Source organism: Photobacterium obscurum (genome assembly GCF_026191635.1).
Classification (GTDB): Bacteria; Pseudomonadota; Gammaproteobacteria; order Enterobacterales; family Vibrionaceae; genus Photobacterium; species Photobacterium obscurum.
In genome coordinates this window covers 1-24159 of sequence record NZ_JAKRRW010000025.1, presented here as the reverse complement: position 1 = coordinate 24159, position 24159 = coordinate 1, and the positions used below count along the sequence as shown (strand labels likewise).

Here is a 24159-nt window from a genome sequence, read left to right as displayed (position 1 = left end):
TAAAAAAAAGCCCCCGAACCGGTTTGGTGCGGGGGCTTTTCTGCGTGTGTTGTGTTTGTTGCTACCTTACGCCTGCCAGCCCCTCTCGCGGTGAAATAATCACCACGATGACGTTGATAATGAGTGCAATAGCTTTGGCGTTAAATGGCATCGACTGTCTGTCCAGTTTTATTGTTTATTTGTTGCTCTTCTTAAGTGGTAACACAGACATGAGTCGCATGACAAGCAAAAAGTGAAGATTATTTTGCAATCCATCTGCATAAATAGGCTATTTGTGAAACGATTTTAATAACTTTTGTTAACGTGTTTGTGTGAAATATCATCAAAGGTGATTAATTATGAGCCTTGCAATTGTTCACAGCCGAGCTTGTGTTGGTGTTGATGCCCCGCCTGTGACCGTGGAAGTGCATATTAGTAACGGGATGCCTGCCCTGACTCTCGTCGGGCTACCGGAAACGACTGTCAAGGAGGCTCGGGACCGGGTACGCAGTGCGATCGTTAACGCCAATTTCGAGTTTCCCTCCAGGCGGATCACAGTGAACCTGGCTCCGGCTGATTTGCCCAAGGAAGGAGGGCGTTTTGACTTGCCAATAGCACTTGGGATCTTGGCTGCTTCCGAGCAGATACCCGCAAAAAAGCTACAAAATTATGAATTTTTAGGAGAGTTGGCCCTTTCTGGCGAACTGCGATCGGTGAAGGGAGCATTGCCGGCAGCACTGGCGGCGAAACAGGCCGGACGTTGCCTGATTGTTCCGGATAACAATGGGGAACAGGTTGCCCTGGTGGGAAAGGCGATCCATAAGTCAGCGCCGGATCTTCTGGCCGTATGCGGCCAGTTGTGTGATCAGCGGCAGCTGGATCTGTACTGTGGTAGGACGGTGATGGGCGAGGAAAGGCAACCTGGTGTGTCCCGTGACATGCAAGATATTATTGGCCAGCAACAAGGCAAGCGGGCACTGGAAATTGCCGCAGCGGGTGGCCATAACCTGCTATTTCTTGGCCCACCTGGTACCGGTAAGACGATGTTGGCCTCGAGATTGGGTGATCTCTTACCGGAGATGGCCGTGGAAGAAGCATTGGAAACGGCAGCGGTGGCTTCGCTGACCCAGCAGGCATTGCACGAAGGTAATTGGCTCAAAAGACCATTCCGTACCCCACATCATTCGAGCTCGATGGCGGCGTTGGTAGGTGGCGGCTCGGTGCCTAGACCGGGAGAGATCTCGCTGGCCCATAATGGCATCTTGTTTCTGGATGAAATGCCGGAGTTCGAACGCAAGGTACTGGACTCACTACGTGAACCTCTGGAGTCCGGCGAAATCGTGATTTCCCGCGCCACCAGCAAAACCTGTTTTCCGGCGCGGTTTCAGTTGATCGGCGCACTAAATCCCAGTCCGACGGGGTATTACGAAGGCAATCAGGCTCGTACCAACCCGCAGGCGATCCTGCGCTACCTCGGGCGATTGTCCGGTCCGCTGCTCGACCGCTTCGATATGTCGATAGAGATCCCTTTGCTGCCTCGCGGCACACTGGCGGAAGGGGGAGACCGTGGAGAGTCAAGTGCTGTTATCAAAGCGCGAGTCCTGCGGGCCAGAGATAGTATGCTCGCCCGTTCAGGGAAGGTTAACGCCCTGTTGACGACCCGGGAGCTCGACTCGCACTGCGCGCTGGCCAAGGCCGATGCGCAGTTTCTTGAAACTGCCCTGCACCAGCTTGGGTTGTCAATCCGTGCCTATCACCGGATCATCAAGGTCGCGAGGACGATTGCAGATCTGGCCGGCCAGGAACAGATCGAGCGGGGACATCTGGCGGAGGCGTTGGGTTACCGCGCGATGGATCGGTTGCTGAAGCAGCTTACGGCCCAGGTTGTTTAGGAAAAAGTCTGGATCCTAGTTCCTGGGGTTGAGGGCTTCCAGGGTGGAAAGAGCGGCTGTCAGCTCGTCAATCTGGTGCTCGCTGAATACTTGTATATCGTTGTCCTTCAGGGCGGCGGCGGTAAGGCCTTGCCCTGGTATTTTTGTTCCGCTGAACTGGCCATCGTAGATGAAATGGCTGCCGCAGGACGGGCTGTTTTCTTTGAGCAATGCCAGCTTGATATGGTGCTGACGGCAAAGCTCGACCGCCTGTTGTGCCCCGGCCTGAAATGCGGCAGTACAGTCATCACCTACTATGCTGATCACTTGGCCATTGGGCTGGCACTCCGCTGGTGGCCTGGGCGTCGGAAGACCGCCGCTGACTTCGGGACAGAGTACCACCAGCCGTCCCTGCGCCTTCCAGGTCTCAAGCTGCGGATGATTGATGAGGTTGTCCTGGCCATCGTAACGGACGGCATGGCCGTACAAGCAGGCACTGATCAGGATTTTTTCCACGGAAAGGGCTCCTTGTGGGGAAAAAAAGTCTTAGGTAAAAAATAAGGGCCACATAGGCCCTTATCAATCAAATCTGACAACTTACTTTTTCAGCAGGAAGTTAACCAGCTCGAAGTACTCATCGGCCGATTTGATCTTGCCGGTCTGTACCAGGTATTTGTTGTTGACGATAACGGCTGGTACACCTGTTAGCCCGCTGTCCTTGAAGGCTTTGTTTGAGCGGTTGACCATCGAGTTCACCGCAAAGCTATTGTAGGCACCGTCAAAGTCTTCGGCTTTAACACCTTCATCGATGAAGATCTGACGCAACTCTTCGTCGTTGCGTGGTGGTTTTTGCATATTGTGAACACGGCCGAACAGTACCGGCACCATCTTGTCTTCGACATCCAGCACCACCGAGGTCGCATAGGCTTTACTCATAGAAGGTCCCATAGCGCCTCCCATGAAAGAAACATGGTTTTTCTGGAGCTTGGCATTGTCAGGCAGTTGTTTTTTTAGCTGCTGAATCATCGGTTCGAAGGTATTACAGTGCGGGCAGAAAAACGAGAAATACTCCGAGACCACAGGAGTGCTGGATTTAGGCAGATCCAGTACTTTGTAGTAGTCACCTTCGGTGAACTTGGCTGCCTGTACCGAGAAAGACAGTAGGGCAACGCTTGCCAGCGCGATTAGTTTCTTAAACATGTTACGAGTTACTCCCTGATAGAAGGACTGAAATAACCGGAGGTTATTAGTTCCGTTAGTGTTTTTGTGTTGTTACCACTGCGGCATCAGTTGCAGTGGTGGTTCATTAAGTGCAGCCAGTTGTTCTTTGAATGCCAATACCTGCCCTTCCCAATATTTGTTATCCGCAAACCAAGGGAAGGCGCGAGGAAACGCCGGATCCTGCCAGCGTTTGGCCAGCCAAGCCATGTAGTACACCATTCTAAGACCGCGCAAAGGCTCGATTAGTTGCAATTCTTTCTGATTGAAATCGGCAAACTCGCTGTACGCTTCCAGTATGGTATCTAACTGGGCCAGCTGATCGTGGCGCTCGCCGTTCAGCAGCATCCACAAATCCTGCACGGCCGGGCCGTTGCGGGCATCGTCAAGATCGACAAACAGCGGACCGTCACGCCATAAAATATTGCCCGGGTGGCAGTCGCCATGCAGACGCAGTGACTGCCAGTCGTTATGCCAGCGCTGATCAAGCTCCCTGATCAGCAAGTCGAGATCGGCAAAGAAAACATTTTTCAGGTGTTCAGGGATGAAGCTGGCGTTTTCCAGGATCTGACGGGGCTGGTGGAGGTACTCCTCCAAACTGATCGTCGGGCGGTGCTGAAATGGCTGACGTTGACCGACCTGGTGAATACGTCCGAGATAACGTCCTACCCATTCCAGTTGGTCAAAGTTATCGACCTCAAATTGGCGTCCACCGAGGCTTGGAAACAAGGCAAAACGGTGTTCCTGGAAGTGATGCAAGGTCTGGCCGCCATGGATAATTGGGGCGGCGACGGGAATATCTTGCTCGATCAGTTCCTGGGTAAAGTCATGCTCTTCCTGGATTTGCTCATTGCTCCAGCGGTGAGGGCGGTAAAATTTGGCGACATAACGGGCACCGTCCTCGGCGCTAAACTGATAGACCCGGTTTTCATAGCTATTTAGGGGCAGTAATCCTGACTCTGCGCGTACACCGATGCTGTCGAGGGCATCGAGCAGCAGATCGGGAGTCAGATCAGAAAAACTAAAACCATCTTGTTGTGTCATATGACAAATTCCGCAGCCAGTGATTTGAGCCAGCCAGTATATACCCAAGCTACCTCAAGATGCTCGTTTCAGCGAGATTTACTTGGATATAGCATCATAATGAAAAAGGACCGTTATCGGCCCTTTTTTACATAACTTTGCTTAACGCACAGCTTAGCTGTTTAATCTCTTCGCTAGCGGAGTTCGCCAATGAAGCGGCTTTCGGTTCTTAGCTCGGTTTTCTCATCCCCTTTGCCTTTCTCCATGATGAAGGTGATATCGGCAATCGGAGACTGCAACAGATAAGGGTCAACCCCAAGGCTGACTGGCAGGGTATAGACTTCACCAGCTGCTACCGTGACTTGCTGCGGGCCGTACCACTCAATCTCCTCCAGACCTTCTACAGTCAGGGTGTAAACGGCTTGCTGCTGGGTTTTGTTGAGAAGCTTCAAGGTATAGGTATTTTCGACCAGCCCCTCGGCATTTATCCTGAACAGTTGATTGCGGTCACGGATCACATCCAGCCCCATTGGCTGTACCGAGGCCAGCAAGAAGAAGAACAGGCCGATCATGGCTATCATAACAGCACCGTAGCCGAGCAGTTTCGGACGCATAATATGGGTTTTGTGGCCTTCCATCTTATGCTCGGTGGTATAGCTTATCAGACGTTTTTCATAGCCCATTCGCTCCATGGTTTGGTCGCAGGCATCGACGCAGGCACCGCAGTTGATGCACTCGTACTGCAGACCGTCACGGATATCAATTCCGGTCGGACAGACCTGAACGCATAGGTTGCAGTCGATGCAGTCGCCGAGGCCGAGCACCTTCGGATCTTTCTTGCGCGGACGCGGCCCCCTCGCCTCGCCACGAGCAACGTCGTAGCCGACGATATAGGTGTCTTTATCAAACATCGCTGACTGAAAGCGGGCGTACGGACACATGTGAATGCAGACAATCGAGCGCATCCAACCGGCGTTGGCATAGGTACAGCCGGTGAAGAACAGTACCCAGAATCCGGCCCAGAAACTGGCATTGAAAGTGAAGAAATCGCTCACCAGTGTCTGGATCGGGAAGAAATAGCCGACAAAGGTCAGGCCAGTCGCGAGGGCTACCGCCAGCCATGCCGCATGTTTGGCTATTTTCCTGCCGAGCAGCTTACCCGTCAGCTTCATGCTGTCTTGTTTGCGTCGCTTATTGGCAGAGCCTTCGAGTTTTTCTTCAAACCAGATATAGATAAAGGTCCACACGGTTTGCGGGCAGAAGTAGCCGCACCAGACCCGGCCCAAAAAAGTGGTGACAAAAAAGAGGGCAAAGGCCGCGATCATAAACAGGGTCGCCAGCAGAGTAAGATCCTGAGGCCACAGTGTGGTGCCAAAAAAGTTGAATTGCTGCTGACCGATATCCAGCAAGATAGCCTGGCGGTCGCCGTAGGGGATCCAGGGCAGGCCTATAAAGAGCGCCATGAGCAGCCAGCCCATCTTTTGTCTTAGCTTTTGGTAGATCCCTTTAACTGCTCGGACATAAATACGGTTGCTGGGGTTGAAACGGTCGGAATTGCCTTTGTGGGTCCTGGGGTTGAATTGTTGCGGTGTGACATCCTTTATTTTGATTTTCTCTTGGCTCATGACATTACTTTCCTTGGGTGCCTCTACTTTAAATATAGTTAGAGGTGTCGGCCGGTACATTGCCTGACCGATAATGTTGTAATTAGCAAACAGATGTTATCAGGAGATTATATAACAGGTGCTTTTGTTATTACTCTAACAAGGTCATAGTTTGAGTAACAGGTACAGATGGAGTGTTGGCAGGCTATAACAGATTGGAAAGCAGTGACCGAACCCATGAGCATTGGGCTCGGCCATTGGGGGGATTACTTGATGATGCCGCGAGCACGCAGGATAGCGGTTTTGAAGTCATCTTCGCAGTCTTTGGCGATACCCGGGATCATTGCTTCTTTATCGCTATTGCGCATTTTCAGGTGGTAGATCAGCACGTCATCGGTCAGCTCTTCCAGTTTGCCTTGGTATTTTGCTTCTTCAGCCAGTTTCAGCAGGAACTCGACGAGGTTGAGATCCGGATCTTTTTGCCATTCAGGATGTAATAGTTCAATCAGTTCGTTGACGCGATGGGTTTTCATTCTTAACTCCACAATTTGGGCTGAGTGAATCGCTGGCGATTCTATAGTCATAGTTTTAGTACGGGTAAACTACCCCAAACCGGGCATTGATACAAACTGCCTTCGGGAATAAAAGAAAAGGCAGCCTGTCGGCTGCCTTTGAGCAAAGTATGTGAACCGTTAAGCAGCTTGTTCGTTGTCTGAACGGGCTTCGGCAATCACAGGTCCTGGGGCTGGCATCGTATGAACATCTGCAGTGTGTAGTGGCGCTTTCTTTGTCTTGAAAGTGGGCGCATGGGAGGTTGCACGTAAACGTGATGGACTACGAGGGGTACTTACATACCTGACGGAAGATGCTGGGCGCATTATTCACCTATTGTCAGGCGCATCCGTGGCCATAATTAAATTAAATATATCCGCAGTGCTTGTTTGTTGGCAAAGCCGATCCTATGCGGAAATATTGGGCTGTTTGATTATTTTTCGCCGGCGAGGATAGCAGCAAGCTGATCTGAAGTCGAGTGAATATTAATCAGTATTAATTTATCCCTTAATGGTACTTTTTCACCTGCTGGAAACGAAGGGAAAGCAAGAAAGTGTTAGTTAAATCGGCAACTGTGAAGATAAGCCGTTTCACAACGGTGGCTTTGTGGTCTAATGCGCGTAGTTGGCAAAAATACCCAATGACCTCAAGGTGCTTGTTTCTGCAACTTGAAATTACTTGGGTATATTATAAGAACAGCCTTGGAGGGAATGAATGGATCGGGATCAGCAGCAGTTGGTAACCAAGCGCAACTTATCTTATAAACTGGCAGAATCTATTGGCCAAGGAATTTTACGTGGTGAAACGGTGCCGGGTGATATCTTGCCGGGGGAAGTCGAGCTGGGCGAGATGTATGGGGTGAGCCGTACCGCCGTCCGTGAAGCGATCAAAATGCTGGCGGCAAAAGGCATGGTACTTCCGCGCCCGCGTATTGGAACCCGGGTGTTACCCAAAAGAAACTGGAACTATCTCGATCAGGACTTACTGGCATGGCTGAATTTTGATCAGCATGCTGAACTGGTCAATGAGTTCCAGCAGGTACGAATGACGTTAGAGCCGGAAGCGGCAGCTTTAACCGCTATTAATGCCAGTGACGAAGACCGCGCTGAGTTACAGGCGTTGATGGAAGAAATGTATAATCTGGGTGAAGAATTCGATCAGGAAAAGTGGATTGAAGTGGATACCCGCTACCATCAGCTGATCTATTTCGCTTCGGGTAACCACTTTATTAGCCCGTTCGGTAATTTGTTCAAGGCGGTGTTTGAAAGCTATTTCCGGATCATTACCCGTGATCGCCTGCTTAAGCTCGATATCCACCAGCGGATTGTCGACGGTATCTTGGCCAGAGATCCAGAGATGGCGCGCCAGGCAACAATAGACTTGCTGAAATAATATTGATGTTAGTGAAAACGGAGCAGAGGCTCCGTTTTTTTATGTCTACTCATCCAGACCTTTGACTGTTTACTACTTGCAGCTGAATGTCATTCACTGCACTATAAACTAGTTTCATAGCTTGGTTTGTGGATAGAGGAGTCAGTATGTCTTTGTTTAGAAAAAGTCTTGCCAGCCTCGGAATCGGGGCGGCGAAGGTGGATACTGTATTGCAGCGTGACGTGTTGATCCCTGGCGAGAGTTTGCCTGTGGTGATTCAGGTCAAGGGAGGAAAAACAGCACAAACGATCGATAACATTCACTTGTTCCTGTGTTGTAGTTATGAAGAGGAAGTCGAATCCAGCCGGGGTGATAGCCAACACCGCAAAGAAATCGTCCAGCAGACCTGTACCCTAGCAAGCTGGTCGCTACCCTACGCGTTTACCCTCGAAGCCGATGAGGATCGTCATTTTGATGCTGAGCTGGCACTGCCGTTAAATACCCCGATCACTATAGGTGATGCCAAGGTATGGCTGGAAACCCACCTCGATATTCCGTTGGCCTTTGATCCCAAAGATAAAGATATTTTGACTGTAAGACCGGATCCGTTGATGGATGGCATATTCTCGGCGCTGGAGCAGGCCGGTTTGCGCATTCGCCTGGTGGAGTGCGAAGCGGCCAGCGGTTTTGCCCTGCCCTTTGTTCAGGAGTTCGAGTTCGTTCCGGTATCGGGCCCTTACCACGGACGCTGGCGAGAGCTGGAAGTCGTGGCCTACCGTGACAGTGACGGCCTCCAGTTGTGGTTCGAGGTTGATCGTCGCCTCAATGGTCTTTCCGGCATGTTATCTGGCTTTCTTGGTCGCGGCGAGCTTGAGCGCTACTGTCATGTCCCGGCGACGGCCAGCCCGGATCAAGCTGGCAAGCAAGTACTGGATTTCCTGGATCAGACCACTTGATACGATGTGAAAGTATCGAGCGCAGCCGGTATCCGCAATATTAGTGACTGCCTTGGTTAATTTCGGCTTACACTTGTACGCCAAACTGTGCCATACTTGGTTATATGTTGAGCTTTAACTCTATTGTGGGAAGGCAAAGATGGCTAAGAGTATGGCATCAGAATCCGGGTATTCTGTAGCTGAAGAAGTGGCGAACAGTATCAGCCATGGATTAGGGATGGTGTTTGGGATCGTCGGGCTGGACTTGCTCTTGAAGCAGGCCATCGATGCCAATGCTGATTTACTGAGCATCACCAGTTTGAGTATATATGGCGGCAGCATGATCCTGCTGTATCTTGCCTCAACCTTGTATCATGCAATCCCTTTCGAGCGGGCCAAGCGCGCTCTTAAAACACTTGACCACTGTGCAATCTATTTGTTGATTGCCGGTACCTATACCCCGTTTTTGCTTATTTCGCTGCGTACCCCGCTGGCTATCACCCTGATGGCGGTGATCTGGGGGCTGGCGTTTATCGGTATTGTGCTGAAGATTATCTTTGTCTATCGGTTCAAGCGGCTGTCCTTGGCTACCTATCTGACCATGGGGTGGCTGTCGCTGGTGGCGATTTACCAGCTGGCCCTGTCATTGTCGACTGGTGGGCTGATCCTGCTGGCCGCCGGTGGCATTATCTACTCGCTGGGCGTTGTGTTTTATGTCAATGAGCGACTTCCCTACAACCATGCTATTTGGCACTTGTTTGTACTGGGCGGAACCGTGTGTCATTTCCTGGCGATTTATTATTACGTCCAACCGATATAGGTCGATAAGCACAATTAAAAAAAGAGAGCCAATGGCTCTCTCTTTTTTTTTGCTATCAACCTACAGACTAGTTGCGCCAGAAGGCGGGGAAAAACACCACCAGCACGGTCAAAATTTCCAGCCTACCCATCAGCATCCCAAAGCTCAGGGTCCATTTGGCCAAGTCTGGCAGGGTGGCAAAGTTACCGGTCGGGCCGATCACATCCCCCATCCCCGGGCCGACATTGGCCACGGCGGTGACTGCCCCGGTAATGCTGGTCACAGCATCAAGTCCTTGCAGGCCGAGTATCGCAGCCACAATCACTATGGTAATGATGAATGTCAGGGCGAAGGCGACAACCGAGCGGACGATCCCGTCGGTGACCGGGCGGCCGTTATAGCGCTGGATAAATACCCCTGATGGATGGATCAGCTGCATCATCTGCTTGCGCAGCAGGGCAAAAGCGACCTGAAAACGGAATATTTTAACCCCGCCTGCCGTCGAGCCGGAACAACCGCCAACTAGCATCACGAAGGCAAAAATGATGGTCGGGAACGGGCCCCAGGCCGTGAAGTCCTCGAGACCGAATCCGGTAGTGGTTACCACCGAGATGATATTGAACAGCGAGACCCGGAAGGCATCTATGAACCGGTAGTCAAGCTGCCAGGTTAGCCACAGCGCAACGGCGAGCCCGGCACTGAATACCAGCAGGGTGAAACCGCGTACCTGGGCATCGCTAAGCAGCGCCGTCGGCTCTTTCTTTCTAAGTGCCTGGACGAACAGCAAGAATGGCAGGCCGCCGGCAAACATGAACACGATTGCAACCCAGTGGGCACTGTTGGAAAAGTGATTCATTGAGCCGTCGGAGGTGGAGTAGCCACCTGTCGACAACGTGGTAAACGCATGGTTGATGGCATCGAAGGTATTCATCCCCGCCAGCATGAAGCCGAGAATACACAGCCCGGTTAGGGTTAGGTAGACATTGACGATGTTCTTGGCCACGCTCTTGGTTCGCGGTGAGCTTTTATCGGACCAGTCGGAAGACTCGGTCTGGAATAGCCGCATACCACCGACATTCAGCATCGGTAAGATAGCAACTCCCATCACGATAAAACCGATCCCGCCTAGCCACTGCAAGGTGGAGCGCCACAGCAGAATACTCGGTGCCATATTATCCAGTCCGCTGAGCACGGTGGAGCCAGTCGTGGTGATCCCCGACATGGTCTCGAAATAGGCATCGGTAAAGCTGATATGGTTAATGAACACAAACGGCAGGGCGGCAAAGGCGCTGGCAATGGTCCATACCAGGGTAGTGATCAGGAACATATCCCGTACCCCCAGTTTGAACTCGGTAGTCCGGCCAAACGTCAGGCACAGAAAAGCGACTGAATGGGTGATCAGCACTGCAGCGGCAAAATCAATGAACCCCCCGGTCCCGGTGAAAAAAGCTACCAGGGTCGGTACGTACATAAACAGGGCGATCTTGGATAAGACCAGCCCTATGACAAATAAAATGGGACGGTAATTGACCATAATTTTTTACAGGAAGAACGGGCTTGGTTGGAACAGGCGCTCTACGTCTGGGATATATTTCTTATCAACCAGGAACATCACGACGTGATCGTCCTGCTCGATAACTGTACGGTCGTGGGCGATAAGTACTTCATCACCACGAACCACGGCACCGATGGTGGTACCCGGTGGGAGCTTGATCTCACCAATGGCCTTGCCAACTACTTTCGAGGTGCTCGAATCGCCGTGGGCGATGGCTTCAATGGCTTCTGCCGCACCGCGACGTAGTGATGATACATTGACGATATCAGCTCTGCGCACGTGGGTTAGCAGCGCGGAAATGGTGGCTTGCTGTGGCGAGATCGCAATATCAATCGTACCGCCCTGAACCAGGTCGACATAGGCGCCTCGCTGGATCAGTACCATGACTTTCTTGGCACCCATCCGCTTGGCCAGCATCGCCGACATGATGTTGGCTTCGTCGTCGTTGGTGACGGCAATGAAGACATCAATCTGCTCGATGTGCTCTTCGCTTAGCAGTTCCTGATCGGAGGCATCGCCACAGAAGACAATGGTATTTTCCAGCATCTCTGACAGGTTCTCGGCCCGCTCCGGATTGCGCTCTATCAACTTCACGCTGTAGCTCTGTTCCAAGCGGCGAGCCAGGCCGGCCCCAATGTTACCGCCGCCAACAATCATCAGGCGTTTGTAAGGCTTCTCCAGGCGTTGCAGCTCGCTCATTACCGAGCGGATATGGTTGCTGGCCGCGACGAAGAAGACCTCGTCATCGGCTTCGATAATGGTGGTACCGCGTGGACGGATTGGCCGCCCCTGACGGAAAATCGCGGCAACTCGGGTATCGACATGCGGCATATGCTCGCGAAGGGCCGAAAGCGCATTACCGACCAGCGGTCCCCCGTAATAGGCTTTTACCGCAACCAGGCCGACCTTGTCTTCGGCAAAGCTGACAACCTGCAGGGCTCCCGGGTATTCAACCAGGCTTTCGATATAGTCCGTCACCAGCTCTTCCGGTGCGATCAGGTGATCGACTGGAACGGCATCAGATTGGAACAGCTGTTCTTTTTCTTTCAGGTACTCGGGAGAGCGAATACGTGCCACTCGGTTCGGGGTATTGAACAGGGTAAAGGCAATCTGGCACGCGATCATATTGGTTTCGTCAGAGTTGGTGACCGAAACCAGCATGTCAGCATCCTGAGCTCCGGCTTCCCGCAAGGTACGGGGGTGGCTGGCAAAACCCTGTACTACGCGCAGGTCATATTTGTCCTGCAATTCGCGCAGACGCTCGGGATCTTTATCGACGATGGTTATATCGTTGTTTTCACCGACGAGGTTTTCGGCCAGTGTGCCACCGACTTGTCCCGCGCCAAGGATGATAATTTTCATAGCATGTGCCTGATTGTTTTCTGCCTTAGGGCCTGTTTATCTTTCAACACCAGAAAAGGCGAGGAAAGGTTAACTGGCCCTAGATTACTACGCTTCTCGTCAGAGGCTATACACAAAGCCTCTGATTTAGAAGGATTTAGTTTTTTCTATTAGGCTTTACGTAATACGGCGTAGTAAAAGCCATCCATATCATGTTCGCCAGGCAGGATCTGACGACCTGGCTGGGCGATATCGCTGCCAATTAGCTCGGCGTCAGCCGTGCGGCTGAGGAAGGCTTTGACCTGCTCGCTGTTTTCCTGTGGGGTGATTGAGCAGGTCGCGTATACCATAGTGCCGCCAGACTTTAGCTGCTGCCACATTGCATCGACAATTTCTGCCTGCAGTTGAGCCAGCGCATCAATGTCATCGGCACGGCGTAGCCATTTGATATCCGGATGACGGCGGATCACGCCTGTCGCGGAACACGGCGCATCCAGGAGAATACGGTCAAACTGCTCGCCCTGCCACCATTGTTCTGGGTGACGCGCGTCGGCACACAGCACCTGGGCTTCTAGGTTAAGGCGCTGGAGGTTATCGTGTACGCGGGCCAGACGGTGTTCGTCACAGTCAATGGCGACCACCTGGGTATCCGGCTGGCGCTCCATGATATGGGCGGTTTTGCCACCCGGGGCGGCGCAACAGTCGAGGATCAGTTCGCCGGCTTGCGGGGCTAGGTACTCGACCGAAAGCTGTGCAGCCGCATCCTGAACCGAAACCCAGCCATCGGCAAAACCAGGTAGCTTGCTGACATCGCACGGGCGGTGCAGGCGCAGTGCGTCCTGTGCCTCGGGGTGAAGATCTGTGTCGATACCTTCGGCATTCAGTAGTTCGCGGTATTCGTCGCGGCTGTGATGACGACGGTTTACCCGCAGCCACATCGGCGCCTTGGTGTTGTTGGCGTCAACGACGGACTCGAATTGCTCGGGGTAGCTTTGCTTCAATAGTTTCAGCAGCCAGCCTGGGTGGCCGTATCGACCTGCATCATGGCTGATTGCCTGTGCATCGAGGCTTTCCTGCTGACGCTGGTAGTTACGCAGTACGGCATTGATCAGACCGCGAAGCTGCGGTTTTTTCAAATCCTTGGTGGCATTTACCGTTTCGGCAACAGCGGCGTGGGCAGGAATACGCATATAGCCCAGCTGATACAGGCCGACCAGGATAAGGTGGTGGAAAACCCGTTGCTTGCCCTTGAGCGGTTTGTCCATCAGTTGGTTGGTGACTGATTCCAGGCGAGGCAGCCAGCGTAGTACGCCATAACAGATTTCCTGTAGCAGGGCGTGGTCACGCTCTCTGATATCTTGTTGGGCTGCCGGCAGGGCATTAGAAAGGGATTGGCCCTGATCAACAACCTGATAGACCACCTTGGCTGCAGCGGCTCTTACATTCATTCGGATTTCCTGATGTTGTTTCCGGTAACGTCTTGGGCAGTTTGCACTCGATGTGACCGACAGAATAGTTGCGTTTCCGTGAGGCGGAAAAGAAAAGCCAGTGCAGGCACTGGCTTCGGCATTACAGTACGGTGCCGGGTTCGAACCAGTCGCGGCGCGAATTTAATAAATCCTGCGCTTTCATGGCTTTCTTTCCCGGTGGCTGTAGCTCGATCAGGCGAAGTGCGCCTTCTCCGGCAGCAACCAGGATCCCTTGCTTGTCAGCTGCCAGAATAGTACCCGGTGCTTTGCCCTGGTTGTCTGTTTCGACACTTGCCTGCCATACCTTGACGTTTTGCTCGGCAACGACAAAGTAGCTCATCGGCCAAGGGTTAAAGGCACGGATACAACGCTCAAGCGCCGCGGCATCCATCGACCAGTCAATTTTGGCTTCTTCCTTGCTAAGCTTCTTGGCATAGTTGGCCTGGGCATCATCCTGCTTAACCGGTACCGCAGTACCTGCCGCGATGTCAGCTAGACAGTCAACCAGCGCACCCGGACCCAGTCCAGCCAGTTTCTCATACATGGTGGCACTGGTGTCGGTTGCCTCGATAGGCAAGGTCGCAATTTTGAGCATATCGCCGGTATCCAGGCCTTCATCCATCTGCATGATGGTGACGCCGGTTTCCTGATCTCCAGCCCAGATAGAGCGCTGGATCGGGGCCGCACCACGCCAGCGTGGCAGGATTGAGCCATGGACGTTGATACAACCCAGTTTTGGTGTTTCCAGCACTTCGGTTGGCAGCAATAGGCCATACGCGACGACGACCATGATATCGGCATTCAGTGCAGCAAGCTCCTGCTGTGCTTCTTCGTTGCGCAGCGAGGCCGGCTGGTACACCGGAATATCGTGTTCAAGGGCGATATTTTTTACCGGGCTGGCGGTTAATTTTTTGCCGCGGCCTGCCGGACGATCCGGTTGGGTGTAGACGGCAATAACTTCATGCTGTGAAGACAACAACGCCGCCAGGTGACGGGCGGCGAAGTCTGGGGTACCAGCAAATACAATACGTAATGGTTTGCTCAAGGTAGCCTCGATTATTAGTGTTTGTCGTTAAAACGCTTAATTTTTTCCAGCTTTTGCTTAATGCGCTGGCGCTTCAGTGGCGACAGGTAATCAACAAATAGCTTGCCTGCCAGGTGATCGAGTTCATGCTGGACACAGATAGCCAGCAGATCATCGGCTTCAAAACTGAATTCGTTGCCGTCGCGGTCAAGAGCTGTGACGCTGACTTCCGCAGCTCGCGGAACCAGAGCTCGGGCACCAGGTACAGACAGGCAGCCTTCTTCAATACCGTCTTCGCCGCGTTTCTCGGTGATTTCAGGGTTGATAAGCACCATTGGCTGATCGCGTTCTTCCGACAGGTCGATCACTACGATACGCTGATGAATATCGACCTGGGTTGCCGCTAGGCCAATGCCTTCCTCGTCGTACATGGTTTCCAGCATGTCATCGACGATTTTTTGGATTTCAGGTGTTACTGCTTCGACCCGTTTAGCAACGGTACGCAGGCGCTCATCAGGGAATGTTAATACTTGCAATACAGACATAGGTACTCGTAAAAATAGACAGTGCTGAAAACTAACGTAGCTTATTTGCTCTAATTCTAGTCATTTTAAAGATCAAATAACAGCACTCGACGGGATTTGGTGACTGTTGGCCGGGTGACTGGCAACCAATCTTTGCACTCGATGACGTCTTTTTATAACAACGGAATTGTTAGTCCGGAGCAAAATTGTTTTCCGGCAAATGAAAGGAAGGTCGTTGAAAAGTGAACTGGGCCGAAAAAGTCAGGTGCTGCTTTTATGTGACCGTAGACATATACAGAGGGCGGTGACAACCTGCTAGCTTTAGCCTTTCTCGGTTGTTTGGCTCGCTCACCGGCCTGCGACTGGGAGCTATCAATCCGTAGGCTGGACTCGGGTTCAGTTGGTCGTGCCACTATGATGTCCAAGGAAGGCATAACATGAGGCTGCTTGTCTTATTCTTTGCACTTGTGTGCTCTATTCCCGCCAGCTGGGGCAGCTCTGCTCAGCCAATCATCAAGAAAGATATCCCGTCGGTCTATACCGTAAAAAAGGGAGATACCTTGTGGGATATCTCGGCTCATTTCTTGTCGAACCCTTGGCTATGGCCCAAATTGTGGCAGGCCAATTCCTATATCAAGAATCCGCATTTAATCTATCCAGGTGATCTGCTACATCTGGTCTGGGTTGATGGACAGCCGCAGCTAAGGTTAAAGAGAACCGTCAAACTGTCCCCGAGCATTCGTATTAAGCGTTCACCGATCACCACCTTGCAGGAGTCGCTGATTTTTCCCTACCTGGCCGAGCATAAGTTGCTGGCCCCAGCCAACCTCGATCGCTTGCCGCGGGTATTGGGGGAAAGTGATGAAAAAGGTTATATGGCACCGAGAGACACGGTGTGGGTGGATACCGTATTGGAAAGTGGTGAAGAATGGTGGGTGTTTCGGCCGGATATTCCGTTTAGCCGCACCGAGAAACTGGGCGATGGGGTGAAGCAAGCTGAGGTACTGGCTCTGAAGGAAATCGCCAAGGTCAAAGTTGCCGTGGCGGAGGGTGGTACCTCCCGGATGACGGTGCAGTCACTTCGCCAGGAAATCCGCCAGAATGATGTGTTGTTGCCAGCCCCCTTGCCGGGAGTTGAAATGGATTTGAGCTTTGCGCCGTCAGAGCCGCCGGTAGAGATTCAGGCCACCGTACTGGGACACCTTGAGGGGCAGGCTTATATCGCGACTTCGGAGGTTGTGGTTCTCGACCGCGGCCATCTGGATAGGGTGTCTGCAGGTCATGTTTTTCAGCTATACCGTCCAGGAGCCAAAATATTAGGTGATAAGGGCGATTATCAATACCAGCAAAACAGCTATCGCTCGGAACAATATCAGTTGAGCGATGTGCCAATTGGCGAAGTGATGGTGATTCGAGCATATGAGTATTTCAGCTTGGCGGTCGTGACGAATGCGACGGAGCCGTTTCGTCCCGGAGTTTTTGCTTTGCCACCCCATATTTCGTCTTTGGCTACAGTCTCGCGATGAGTGAGCTGGAAAGCTGGCTGGTACTGGCCGCCGTTCCCTACTTGGGGGGTAACCGTATCAGTCAGTTGCTGCAATATGCCTCTCCTCGCCAAGTGCGCCAGATGACGGCGGAGCAACTGCAAGCGATAGGGCTTAAGCCTCAGCAAATTGCTAGTCTGTTACACCCGTGCTACCAACGCATTGATGCTTGTCTGAAATGGGCGGAGCATGAGCATCAGACGATTTTGACGCTGGACTCGCCTGGCTATCCATCCCTGTTGAAAGAAATTTCGTCGGCCCCGCCCCTGCTGTTTGTCCGTGGAGAGCCTCATTGGTTGTGGGAGCCGCAGTTGGCGGTCATAGGTAGTCGTTCGGCAAGTATTGATGGTCGTGAATCCGCCTATGAATTTGCCGCTTCGCTGGTGGCCGCCAATTATGTGGTAACCAGCGGATTGGCACTGGGGGTCGATGGCCAGGCACATTATGGTGCTTTGAAAAATGGTGGTGCCACGATCGCCGTGCTCGGTTCGGGGCTGGATCAGGTCTACCCTGCCCGTCACCGTGAGCTGGCCAGTAAAATTGTTGAGCAGGGAGCGTTGGTATCGGAGTTCTGGCCCGATGAAAAGCCGCGGCCACAGAATTTCCCGCGGCGTAATAGAGTGATCAGCGGACTGTCGGTTGGCGTATTAGTGATCGAGGCGGCAGAAAAAAGTGGCTCTTTGATCACTGCGCGTTATGCCCTGGAGCAAGGTCGGGAGGTTTTTGCCCTCCCCGGCTCTATTCATTACCCCGGTAGCCGAGGTTGTAATGCATTAATCAAATCTGGTGCTAAATTGGTAGAAAGCCCGGTCGATATCTTTGAAGAGGTAGGTAGCCTTACGGAGTGTGTGAAAAATAACCAGTTAGACTCGTCGTTGCCACAACCTGAAAATGAAGAATTGCCATTTTCAGCGGTGTTGGCTAACGTAGGCAATGAAGCAACACCCGTAGATGTGGTTGCTGAACGCTGTGAACAACCCGTACATGAAGTAATGATGCAATTGTTGGAATTGGAATTGCAAGGTGTTGTCACTACAGTGCCCGGTGGCTATATCAGAACGAGGAGGAGCTAGTTATGATGGATATCCTTATGTATCTGTTTGAAACCTATATCCACAGCGATGTGGAGTTGCTGGTTGATCAGGACGAACTTTCTGAAGAACTGCTACGTGCAGGTTTTCATCAGGAAGATATCTATAAAGCTCTGACATGGTTAGAGAAACTGGCTGCATTGCAAGAAACTGAAGATACCCCGTACATGAATAACAGCGCAGTGACGTCTATTCGTGTATATACCTCACAAGAAATGGCTCGGCTGGATACGGTTTGTCGTGGCTTTCTTATTTACCTTGAGCAAATCCATGTCCTCAGCGCTGATACCCGTGAAATGGTGATTGACCGGGTGATGGAGCTAGATACCGCAGAGTTTGTACTTGACGACCTGAAGTGGATCATTTTGATGGTGCTATTTAATGCGCCGGGAAATGAAAGTGCCTATAGCCAGATGGAAGAGCTACTTTACGGTGCTGAAGACGGTTATATTCATTGATAAAATCCTCTTGGTAGGCGAATGAAAGAGTTGTATGTCTGGTAAAATTAACGAGCAATTGTTTTCAGCTCATGAACATGCGCTGGAGCAGGAAAGAAGCTGCCCTCAGTGTGGCGCTGAGCTGGTCATTCGCAACAGTAAGCGTGGCCCTTTTCTGGGCTGTGCCGGCTACCCTGAATGTGATTATATCAAGCCGCTGAATCACAATGACGGCCATGTGGTTAAATATTTAGGCAAGCCTTGCCCTGACTGCGGTGACGAGCTGCTTCTACGCCAGGGACGATACGGTATGTTTATCGGGTGTGCGGGTTATCCTGCTTGCCAGCATATCGAGTCGCCGGAAAAAAAAGCCGAAGATACCAAGTTGACCTGCCCTGCTTGCGGCAAGGGGCATCTGATGGAGCGAAAGTCCCGCTACGGTAAGATTTTTTATGCTTGCGATCAGTACCCTGCCTGCCGTTTTGCGGTTAATAACCCGCCGATTGCCGGGGAGTGCCAGCAGTGCGGATTTGGCCTACTGATCGAGAAGAAGTTGGCAAGCGGCATTAAGCGCCAGTGCGCCGATAGAAAGTGCCACGCCTATCAAGACTAATCGCCTCGTTCCGATCATTGTCACGCAAAGAAAAAGCCAGCATCAGCTGGCTTTTTCTGTTTATGGGTGGGGGATCCGCAACGTTACTGGTTAAGCGCAGGAAATGCCGCTGGGTCTAAATAACCGGCTAATTCTGTGAGGGTTGTTTTTAGTTCCGCTGAAGAACTGGCGCAAACATTAATATGGCCCATTTTACGGCCCGGACGTTTCTCTTTGCCGTACCAGTGAAGATGGCACTGTGGCAGGGTCATCACGGCTTCAGCGAGGCTGTCCTCACCAAGAATATTGACCATGGCCGTTGGGCGTATCAATGCCATGCTGCCAAGCGGCATGCCGCAGACCGCCCTTAGGTGGTTCTCGAACTGACAAGTCTCGGCCCCTTGCTGGGTCCAGTGGCCAGAGTTGTGTACACGGGGAGCAATTTCATTGACCAGCAGCTTGCCTTCAACTTCAAAGAACTCAATGGCCAATACGCCAACATAATTCAGAGATCCCGCCAGTGCCCGGAACATGCTTTCAGCTTGATCTTGTAGAGCCTGGTTTTCTTCTTGAGCGACAGATAAACCGAGTACCCCATTGCAGTGAATATTTTCCGTTAAAGGATAGATTGCGATACTGCCGTCTTTGCCGCGGGCCCCGATCAAGGAAACTTCACGGTCAAAAGGGACAAACTCTTCAGCCACAATGGCCTGGTCAGGTGTTGCCGTTAGGAAGGTTTCGATTTCCTGCCAGGCAGGCTCGATATCTTGGGAAGATTTTAACCGCCATTGTCCTTTCCCGTCATAACCGCCCAGTGCACTTTTCAGCACCATCGGTATGCCGACGGTCTCAATAGCGCGCTCAAGGTCGTCACGGTTGTTGATCAGCTGGTACTTCGCATTGGCAACCTCGGCACGATCAAGCAGTTTTTTTTCCAAACGCCGGTCACCACCGGCTTTGATTGCCGTGGTGGTGGGGAGCAGCTTGCCGCTCGCTTCGCAGGCATCGAGGATATCGTGAGGGATATGTTCAAATTCTGCGGTGATCACATTGGCGTAGGTAATGGCGGTGTTCAGTCCTTTCAGCATCACCTGTTGGGTCAACGGGTGGACGACATGACCAGTACCAACGTCGTAGGCCAGCACTTCAATATTTAACGGAGCCCCGGCCAGTGCCATCATTCGCGCTAGCTGCCCGGATCCAAGCACCAATACTTTCATCTATGCGTCCTCGGCCGGATTCGGGTTGCTTAGTACCGTATCGGTCTGCTCTTTACGGAATGCATCAATAGCAGTCATCACGTTAGTGTCTTGCGTGCCGATGATTTGGGCTGCCAGCAAGCCGGCATTGGCCGCTCCGGCTTCACCAATTGCCAGGGTACCGACCGCGACACCTTTTGGCATCTGCACGATGGAAAGTAGTGAGTCCATACCTTTTAAGGCGCGGGATTGAACGGGGACGCCAAGTACTGGCAGGCTGGTAAAGGCTGCCGTCATTCCTGGCAGGTGCGCAGCCCCGCCAGCGCCGGCAATAATGACTTTGATCCCACGCTCTTGGGCTGATTCTGCATATTCGGCAAGTAAGTGTGGAGTACGGTGAGCGGAAACCACTTTGGTTTCATAAGGCACATTGAAGCGGTCTAGCATCTCTGCGGCATGCTGCATGGTTGGCCAATCAGACTTTGAGCCCATGATAATCCCAACTTTCATCCCGATCTCCTTAGGGTTGCATAAAATAAAGGCATGATTTGAATCTCGTGCGGTGCATTATACGATGTTCAAACACTAACGCAAACGTTTGCCTTGGTGGTTTTGTTTCATTCTATTATCAACGTAGAGTTAAGGGACTTGACTCGGTATGATAGGTAAACAAATAGTTAAATCTGGCATTTGCTGGGATCACGAATGAGGAAATTGTGGAAAATCTAGCGCAAGTGATTGCTGCTTTGCAGCAAGGTGAGGTCATTGCTTATCCGACTGAGGCAGTATTTGGAGTGGGTTGCGACCCTGACAATGAACAAGCCGTTCAGAAACTCTTGGCGTTAAAACAGCGTCCAGTTGAAAAAGGGTTGATCTTAATCGCTGCTGATTATGAGCAATTGACACCTTATATCGATGACAGCCAGTTAACTGCTGAACAGCTCCAGCGTATTCAGGCTAGCTGGCCAGGCCCTGTAACTTGGGTAATGCCAACCAAGCCGGGGGTGCCAAGCTTTCTAACCGGGCAGTTTGATACTATTGCTGTGCGTGTTACCGATCACCCGCTGGTGCAGCAGCTGTGTCGCCAGTTTGGCAAGCCGCTGACCTCGACCAGCGCCAACCTGACCGGTCAGGAGCCGGGACGTACGGCTGAAGAAGTAGAAAAGCAGCTCGGTCAGTATTTACCGGCGATTCTGCAGGGGGAAACAGGAGGTCGAGAGAATCCTTCTGAGATCCGTGATGCCAAGACCGGGAAAGTTTTCCGTCAAGGATAAAAACAATATGCAAGATGTCAGTAAACAAGCGGTGAAGGCGTTTCTGTTAGATCTTCAGGATCGCATCTGTCAGGCTGTTGAACAGCAAGACGGCAAGGCTGTGTTCGAACAGGAACAGTGGGAGCGAGAGCAAGGTGGGGGTGGCCGGAGCCGGGTACTTCGTCAGGGCCGGGTTTTTGAACAAGCCGGGGTTAACTTTTCCCATGTTTTTGGTACTAAAATGCCGGCATCGGCGACAGCGCACCGCCCTGAGTTGGCGGGACGTAGCTTTGAGGCAATGGGCGTTTCTTTGGTGATCCATCCCAATAACCCTTATGTGCCGACGTCACATGCCAATGTCCGTTTCTTTATTGCCGAAAAGGAAGGAGAAGCGCCGGTCTGGTGGTTCGGTGGCGGTTTTGATCTGACTCCTTTCTATCCGTTCGAAGACGATTGCCAGCATTGGCACGATACCGCCAAAGCGCTGTGTTCCCCTTATGGTGAGGATGTTTACCAGCAGCACAAAGACTGGTGTGATAAGTATTTCTTCTTGCCACATCGCAACGAAACCCGCGGTGTGGGGGGGCTGTTCTTTGATGATCTCAATGAGTGGGGCTTTGAAAAGAGCTTCGACTATATGCAGGCTGTGGGTAATGGTTATATCGAAGCCTATCTACCAATTGTTGAGAAGCGCCACCCTACCCCATATGGTGAGCGTGAGCGGGAATTCCAGCTCTACCGCCGCGGACGTTATGTTGAATTTAACCTGGTTTATGATCGTGGCACCTTGTTTGGTTTGCAAAGTGGTGGCCGGACAGAGTCTATTCTGATGTCGATGCCGCCTCTGGCACGCTGGGAATATTGCTATGAGCCTGAGCCAGGAACACCGGAAGCCGATTTGTATGAAAATTATCTCAAGCCGCGTGATTGGTAACACTGGCGACGAAAGGTTTGAGCTTGCTTAACAGCAATGATAGGGTCGATTTATCGACCCTGTTTTATTTGGAATGCATAGCCACATGGACAAGTACGTTGTTTTCGGCAATCCGATTGCCCAGAGTAAATCCCCTTTGATTCATACCTTGTTTGCCCGCCAGACTTCACAATCGATGAGCTATACTGCGGAGCTGGCCCCCGTCGATGGCTTCAAGGTTGCGGCGGATAACTTCTTTGCCATGGGAGGCCGTGGTTGCAATATTACCGCACCGTTTAAAGAAGATGCCTACCAGTATGCCTCTCAGCTGACAGAACGGGCAAAGTTGGCGGGAGCGGTCAATACACTGAAAAAACTCGATGACGGTGCCGTTCTAGGAGATAACACCGATGGCGAGGGGTTGGTACAGGATCTGCTGCAAAATCAGGTTGAGTTATCTGGAAAGCGTATTCTGTTGATTGGCGCTGGTGGTGCAGCGCGTGGTGTCATTCTGCCTCTATTGGCACAAGAGCCAGACAAGTTGGTGATCACCAACCGTACATTAGAAAAAGCCGAGCAGTTGGCCGAGTTATTTGCCGCTTATGGCAATATTCAAGCGGTAGGATTATCTGAACTTGAGCAGCCTGAGTTTGATGTGATCATAAACTCGACTTCAGCGGGATTAAGTGGCCAGCTGCCCGATATCTCCGAGCGAATCATAAAACCAGAGGTCACCTGCTATGACATGGTGTATGGTTCGCAGATTACGGCCTTTAACCAGTGGGCGCGTGACTTGGGAGCCGGAAAGACCTTAGACGGATTAGGTATGCTGGTGGGTCAGGCGGCGGAAAGCTTTATGTTATGGCGAGGTATCCGTCCTGGCGCCAAACAGGTTAAAAATGAATTACGTCGTTTATTGCAGGAATAATAATGAATCAAGATATTTTATTTGCTGATATCCAGCTATGGGATGACCAGAGGCAAGCCGTTAACTTTCCTGCCCAGCAGGCCGGCGCCCTGATCACATGCTGGGTAAGCTTATCGTGGCTACAAAAGAGATCAGAACAGACACTGATCGAAGAAGCCGATATTCTTGCGGCCTTTTCTGCCAACCGGTTTGACTTAGAAGAGCTGGCAGAAGCAATGATTGAAGAGGAAGCGTTCAATTCCGAAGGCGACATCGAGATAGGCTAAGCTTTACTGCTCAGCGAGATATTCATTTTTAAGTCGAACATAGTTATCAGCCGAGGCTGCTAAGAAAGCACGTTCTTTATCTGTTAAGGGACGTGCTTGTTTTATCGGACTGCCTATATATAGATAACCACTTTTCAACCGCTTCCCTGGTGGAACAAGACTCCCTGCTCCAATGATGACATCCTCTTCTATAATCGCATCATCTAATAAAATTGCCCCCATCCCCACCAAAACACGATTGCCCACCTGGCAACCATGTAGCATTGCCTTATGGCCAATCGTCACATCCTCTCCGATAATTAAAGGGTGGCCATTCGGGTTATCTGCGGTTTTACGGGTAACGTGTAAGACTGAACCGTCTTGTACATTACTCCGCGCACCAATGATTATTTGGTTAACATCACCTCGAGCTGCAACAAGAGGCCAAATGCTCGCATCATTCCCTAGTTGAATATCACCGACTAATACGGCGGAGTCGTCAACGTACACATTATTTGCGAGTGTCGGGTAAATCCCCTTATAGGGACGGAGTGAAGATGACATGGTAGTGCCCTTTTATTATTTATATGAATGAGAATAGCGAAGCTATGGTGTGATTTGCATCAAAAAACGCGTGATTGTTCGATAATTGCGCGCTTGAACGTAAATGACAGATTTATTTCAAAAAGCCT

General features: G+C 51.6%; 26 protein-coding genes. 12 read left to right on the top strand and 14 right to left on the bottom strand.

The window, feature by feature from the left end; all coding sequences use genetic code 11:
* The first annotated feature begins 338 nt into the window (after positions 1 to 338).
* Positions 339 to 1871, top strand: coding sequence for a YifB family Mg chelatase-like AAA ATPase (locus MD588_RS22045; RefSeq protein WP_265699910.1), 1533 nt, complete (start codon positions 339 to 341; stop codon positions 1869 to 1871).
* Between the two features lie 15 nt (positions 1872 to 1886).
* On the opposite strand, the gene MD588_RS22040 is transcribed toward MD588_RS22045, so the two are convergent.
* The 6 genes from MD588_RS22040 to MD588_RS22015 all read right to left on the bottom strand — a co-directional run bounded on the left by MD588_RS22040 (position 1887) and on the right by MD588_RS22015 (position 6573).
* Positions 1887 to 2366: a DUF523 domain-containing protein gene (locus MD588_RS22040; RefSeq protein WP_265699909.1), complete on the bottom strand. Its 480-nt coding sequence runs from the start codon at positions 2364 to 2366 to the stop codon at positions 1887 to 1889.
* A gap of 81 nt (positions 2367 to 2447) precedes the next feature.
* On the bottom strand, positions 2448 to 3050 hold the full coding sequence (locus tag MD588_RS22035) for a DsbA family protein (protein WP_265699908.1): 603 nt from the start codon (positions 3048 to 3050) through the stop codon (positions 2448 to 2450).
* Between the two features lie 72 nt (positions 3051 to 3122).
* On the bottom strand, positions 3123 to 4112 hold the full coding sequence (locus MD588_RS22030) for a serine/threonine protein kinase (protein ID WP_265699907.1): 990 nt from the start codon (positions 4110 to 4112) through the stop codon (positions 3123 to 3125).
* Positions 4113 to 4285: 173 nt separating this feature from the next.
* Positions 4286 to 5716: a cytochrome c oxidase accessory protein CcoG gene (ccoG, locus tag MD588_RS22025; protein ID WP_265699905.1), complete on the bottom strand. Its 1431-nt coding sequence runs from the start codon at positions 5714 to 5716 to the stop codon at positions 4286 to 4288.
* 245 nt (positions 5717 to 5961) lie between these two features.
* Positions 5962 to 6228 carry a YihD family protein gene (locus tag MD588_RS22020; protein WP_265699903.1) on the bottom strand — a complete coding sequence of 89 codons (267 nt, stop codon included), beginning with the start codon at positions 6226 to 6228 and terminating at the stop codon, positions 5962 to 5964.
* A 159-nt stretch (positions 6229 to 6387) separates the two neighbouring features.
* The gene (locus MD588_RS22015; RefSeq protein WP_265699902.1) at positions 6388 to 6573 is read right to left on the bottom strand and encodes a hypothetical protein; all 186 of its coding nucleotides are present in this window, start codon (positions 6571 to 6573) and stop codon (positions 6388 to 6390) included.
* 388 nt (positions 6574 to 6961) lie between these two features.
* Here MD588_RS22015 and MD588_RS22010 point away from each other — a divergent pair, with 388 nt between their 5' ends.
* The 3 genes from MD588_RS22010 (at position 6962) to trhA (ending at position 9373) form a co-directional block, all read left to right on the top strand.
* Positions 6962 to 7639, top strand: coding sequence for a FadR/GntR family transcriptional regulator (locus MD588_RS22010; RefSeq protein ID WP_265699901.1), 678 nt, complete (start codon positions 6962 to 6964; stop codon positions 7637 to 7639).
* A gap of 146 nt (positions 7640 to 7785) precedes the next feature.
* Entirely contained in the window at positions 7786 to 8574 is a 789-nt protein-coding gene (locus tag MD588_RS22005; RefSeq protein WP_265699900.1) for a sporulation protein, read from the top strand.
* Between the two features lie 139 nt (positions 8575 to 8713).
* On the top strand, positions 8714 to 9373 hold the full coding sequence (trhA, locus tag MD588_RS22000; RefSeq protein ID WP_265699898.1) for a PAQR family membrane homeostasis protein TrhA: 660 nt from the start codon (positions 8714 to 8716) through the stop codon (positions 9371 to 9373).
* A gap of 67 nt (positions 9374 to 9440) precedes the next feature.
* Here the strand turns inward: trhA and MD588_RS21995 are convergent, their stop codons facing one another.
* From MD588_RS21995 to def, 5 genes are all read right to left on the bottom strand, one after another.
* Positions 9441 to 10886 (bottom strand): TrkH family potassium uptake protein, encoded by a 1446-nt coding sequence (locus MD588_RS21995; protein ID WP_265699897.1) that lies wholly within the window; start codon positions 10884 to 10886, stop codon positions 9441 to 9443.
* Positions 10887 to 10892: 6 nt separating this feature from the next.
* Positions 10893 to 12269 carry a Trk system potassium transporter TrkA gene (trkA, locus tag MD588_RS21990; RefSeq protein ID WP_265699896.1) on the bottom strand — a complete coding sequence of 459 codons (1377 nt, stop codon included), beginning with the start codon at positions 12267 to 12269 and terminating at the stop codon, positions 10893 to 10895.
* A gap of 149 nt (positions 12270 to 12418) precedes the next feature.
* Complete coding sequence (gene rsmB / locus MD588_RS21985; RefSeq protein WP_265699895.1) at positions 12419 to 13696, bottom strand: 16S rRNA (cytosine(967)-C(5))-methyltransferase RsmB; 1278 nt, start codon at positions 13694 to 13696, stop codon at positions 12419 to 12421.
* A 121-nt stretch (positions 13697 to 13817) separates the two neighbouring features.
* Positions 13818 to 14762: a methionyl-tRNA formyltransferase gene (gene fmt, locus MD588_RS21980; protein ID WP_265699894.1), complete on the bottom strand. Its 945-nt coding sequence runs from the start codon at positions 14760 to 14762 to the stop codon at positions 13818 to 13820.
* A 14-nt stretch (positions 14763 to 14776) separates the two neighbouring features.
* The gene (gene def, locus MD588_RS21975) at positions 14777 to 15286 is read right to left on the bottom strand and encodes a peptide deformylase (protein ID WP_265699892.1); all 510 of its coding nucleotides are present in this window, start codon (positions 15284 to 15286) and stop codon (positions 14777 to 14779) included.
* Between the two features lie 416 nt (positions 15287 to 15702).
* Here def and MD588_RS21970 point away from each other — a divergent pair, with 416 nt between their 5' ends.
* The 4 genes from MD588_RS21970 to MD588_RS21955 are packed head-to-tail and all read left to right on the top strand — an operon-like array spanning position 15703 to position 18950.
* Positions 15703 to 16791 (top strand): LysM peptidoglycan-binding domain-containing protein, encoded by a 1089-nt coding sequence (locus tag MD588_RS21970; protein ID WP_265699890.1) that lies wholly within the window; start codon positions 15703 to 15705, stop codon positions 16789 to 16791.
* Positions 16788 to 17882 (top strand): DNA-processing protein DprA, encoded by a 1095-nt coding sequence (dprA, locus tag MD588_RS21965; RefSeq protein WP_265699889.1) that lies wholly within the window; start codon positions 16788 to 16790, stop codon positions 17880 to 17882. The genes MD588_RS21970 and dprA overlap by 4 nt, the downstream gene beginning before the upstream one ends.
* Positions 17883 to 17884: 2 nt before the next feature.
* Entirely contained in the window at positions 17885 to 18358 is a 474-nt protein-coding gene (locus MD588_RS21960) for a DUF494 family protein (RefSeq protein WP_265699888.1), read from the top strand.
* Between the two features lie 34 nt (positions 18359 to 18392).
* Complete coding sequence (locus tag MD588_RS21955) at positions 18393 to 18950, top strand: DNA topoisomerase family protein (protein WP_265699887.1); 558 nt, start codon at positions 18393 to 18395, stop codon at positions 18948 to 18950.
* A gap of 83 nt (positions 18951 to 19033) precedes the next feature.
* On the opposite strand, the gene MD588_RS21950 is transcribed toward MD588_RS21955, so the two are convergent.
* Together MD588_RS21950 and purE are read right to left on the bottom strand one after the other, a co-directional pair.
* On the bottom strand, positions 19034 to 20149 hold the full coding sequence (locus MD588_RS21950; protein ID WP_265699886.1) for a 5-(carboxyamino)imidazole ribonucleotide synthase: 1116 nt from the start codon (positions 20147 to 20149) through the stop codon (positions 19034 to 19036).
* Positions 20150 to 20638: a 5-(carboxyamino)imidazole ribonucleotide mutase gene (gene purE, locus MD588_RS21945; RefSeq protein WP_265699885.1), complete on the bottom strand. Its 489-nt coding sequence runs from the start codon at positions 20636 to 20638 to the stop codon at positions 20150 to 20152.
* Between the two features lie 206 nt (positions 20639 to 20844).
* Here purE and tsaC point away from each other — a divergent pair, with 206 nt between their 5' ends.
* The 4 genes from tsaC (at position 20845) to MD588_RS21925 (ending at position 23488) form a co-directional block, all read left to right on the top strand.
* Positions 20845 to 21402 (top strand): L-threonylcarbamoyladenylate synthase type 1 TsaC, encoded by a 558-nt coding sequence (tsaC, locus tag MD588_RS21940; protein ID WP_265699883.1) that lies wholly within the window; start codon positions 20845 to 20847, stop codon positions 21400 to 21402.
* A gap of 7 nt (positions 21403 to 21409) precedes the next feature.
* Positions 21410 to 22315 carry an oxygen-dependent coproporphyrinogen oxidase gene (gene hemF / locus MD588_RS21935; protein ID WP_265699882.1) on the top strand — a complete coding sequence of 302 codons (906 nt, stop codon included), beginning with the start codon at positions 21410 to 21412 and terminating at the stop codon, positions 22313 to 22315.
* A 73-nt stretch (positions 22316 to 22388) separates the two neighbouring features.
* On the top strand, positions 22389 to 23222 hold the full coding sequence (gene aroE, locus MD588_RS21930) for a shikimate dehydrogenase (RefSeq protein WP_265699881.1): 834 nt from the start codon (positions 22389 to 22391) through the stop codon (positions 23220 to 23222).
* A gap of 2 nt (positions 23223 to 23224) precedes the next feature.
* Positions 23225 to 23488 (top strand): DUF1488 family protein, encoded by a 264-nt coding sequence (locus MD588_RS21925; RefSeq protein WP_265699879.1) that lies wholly within the window; start codon positions 23225 to 23227, stop codon positions 23486 to 23488.
* A 3-nt stretch (positions 23489 to 23491) separates the two neighbouring features.
* On the opposite strand, the gene MD588_RS21920 is transcribed toward MD588_RS21925, so the two are convergent.
* A complete protein-coding gene (locus MD588_RS21920; protein ID WP_265699878.1) occupies positions 23492 to 24031 on the bottom strand; it encodes a gamma carbonic anhydrase family protein in 540 nt (179 codons plus the stop codon).
* Positions 24032 to 24159 lie beyond the last annotated feature (128 nt).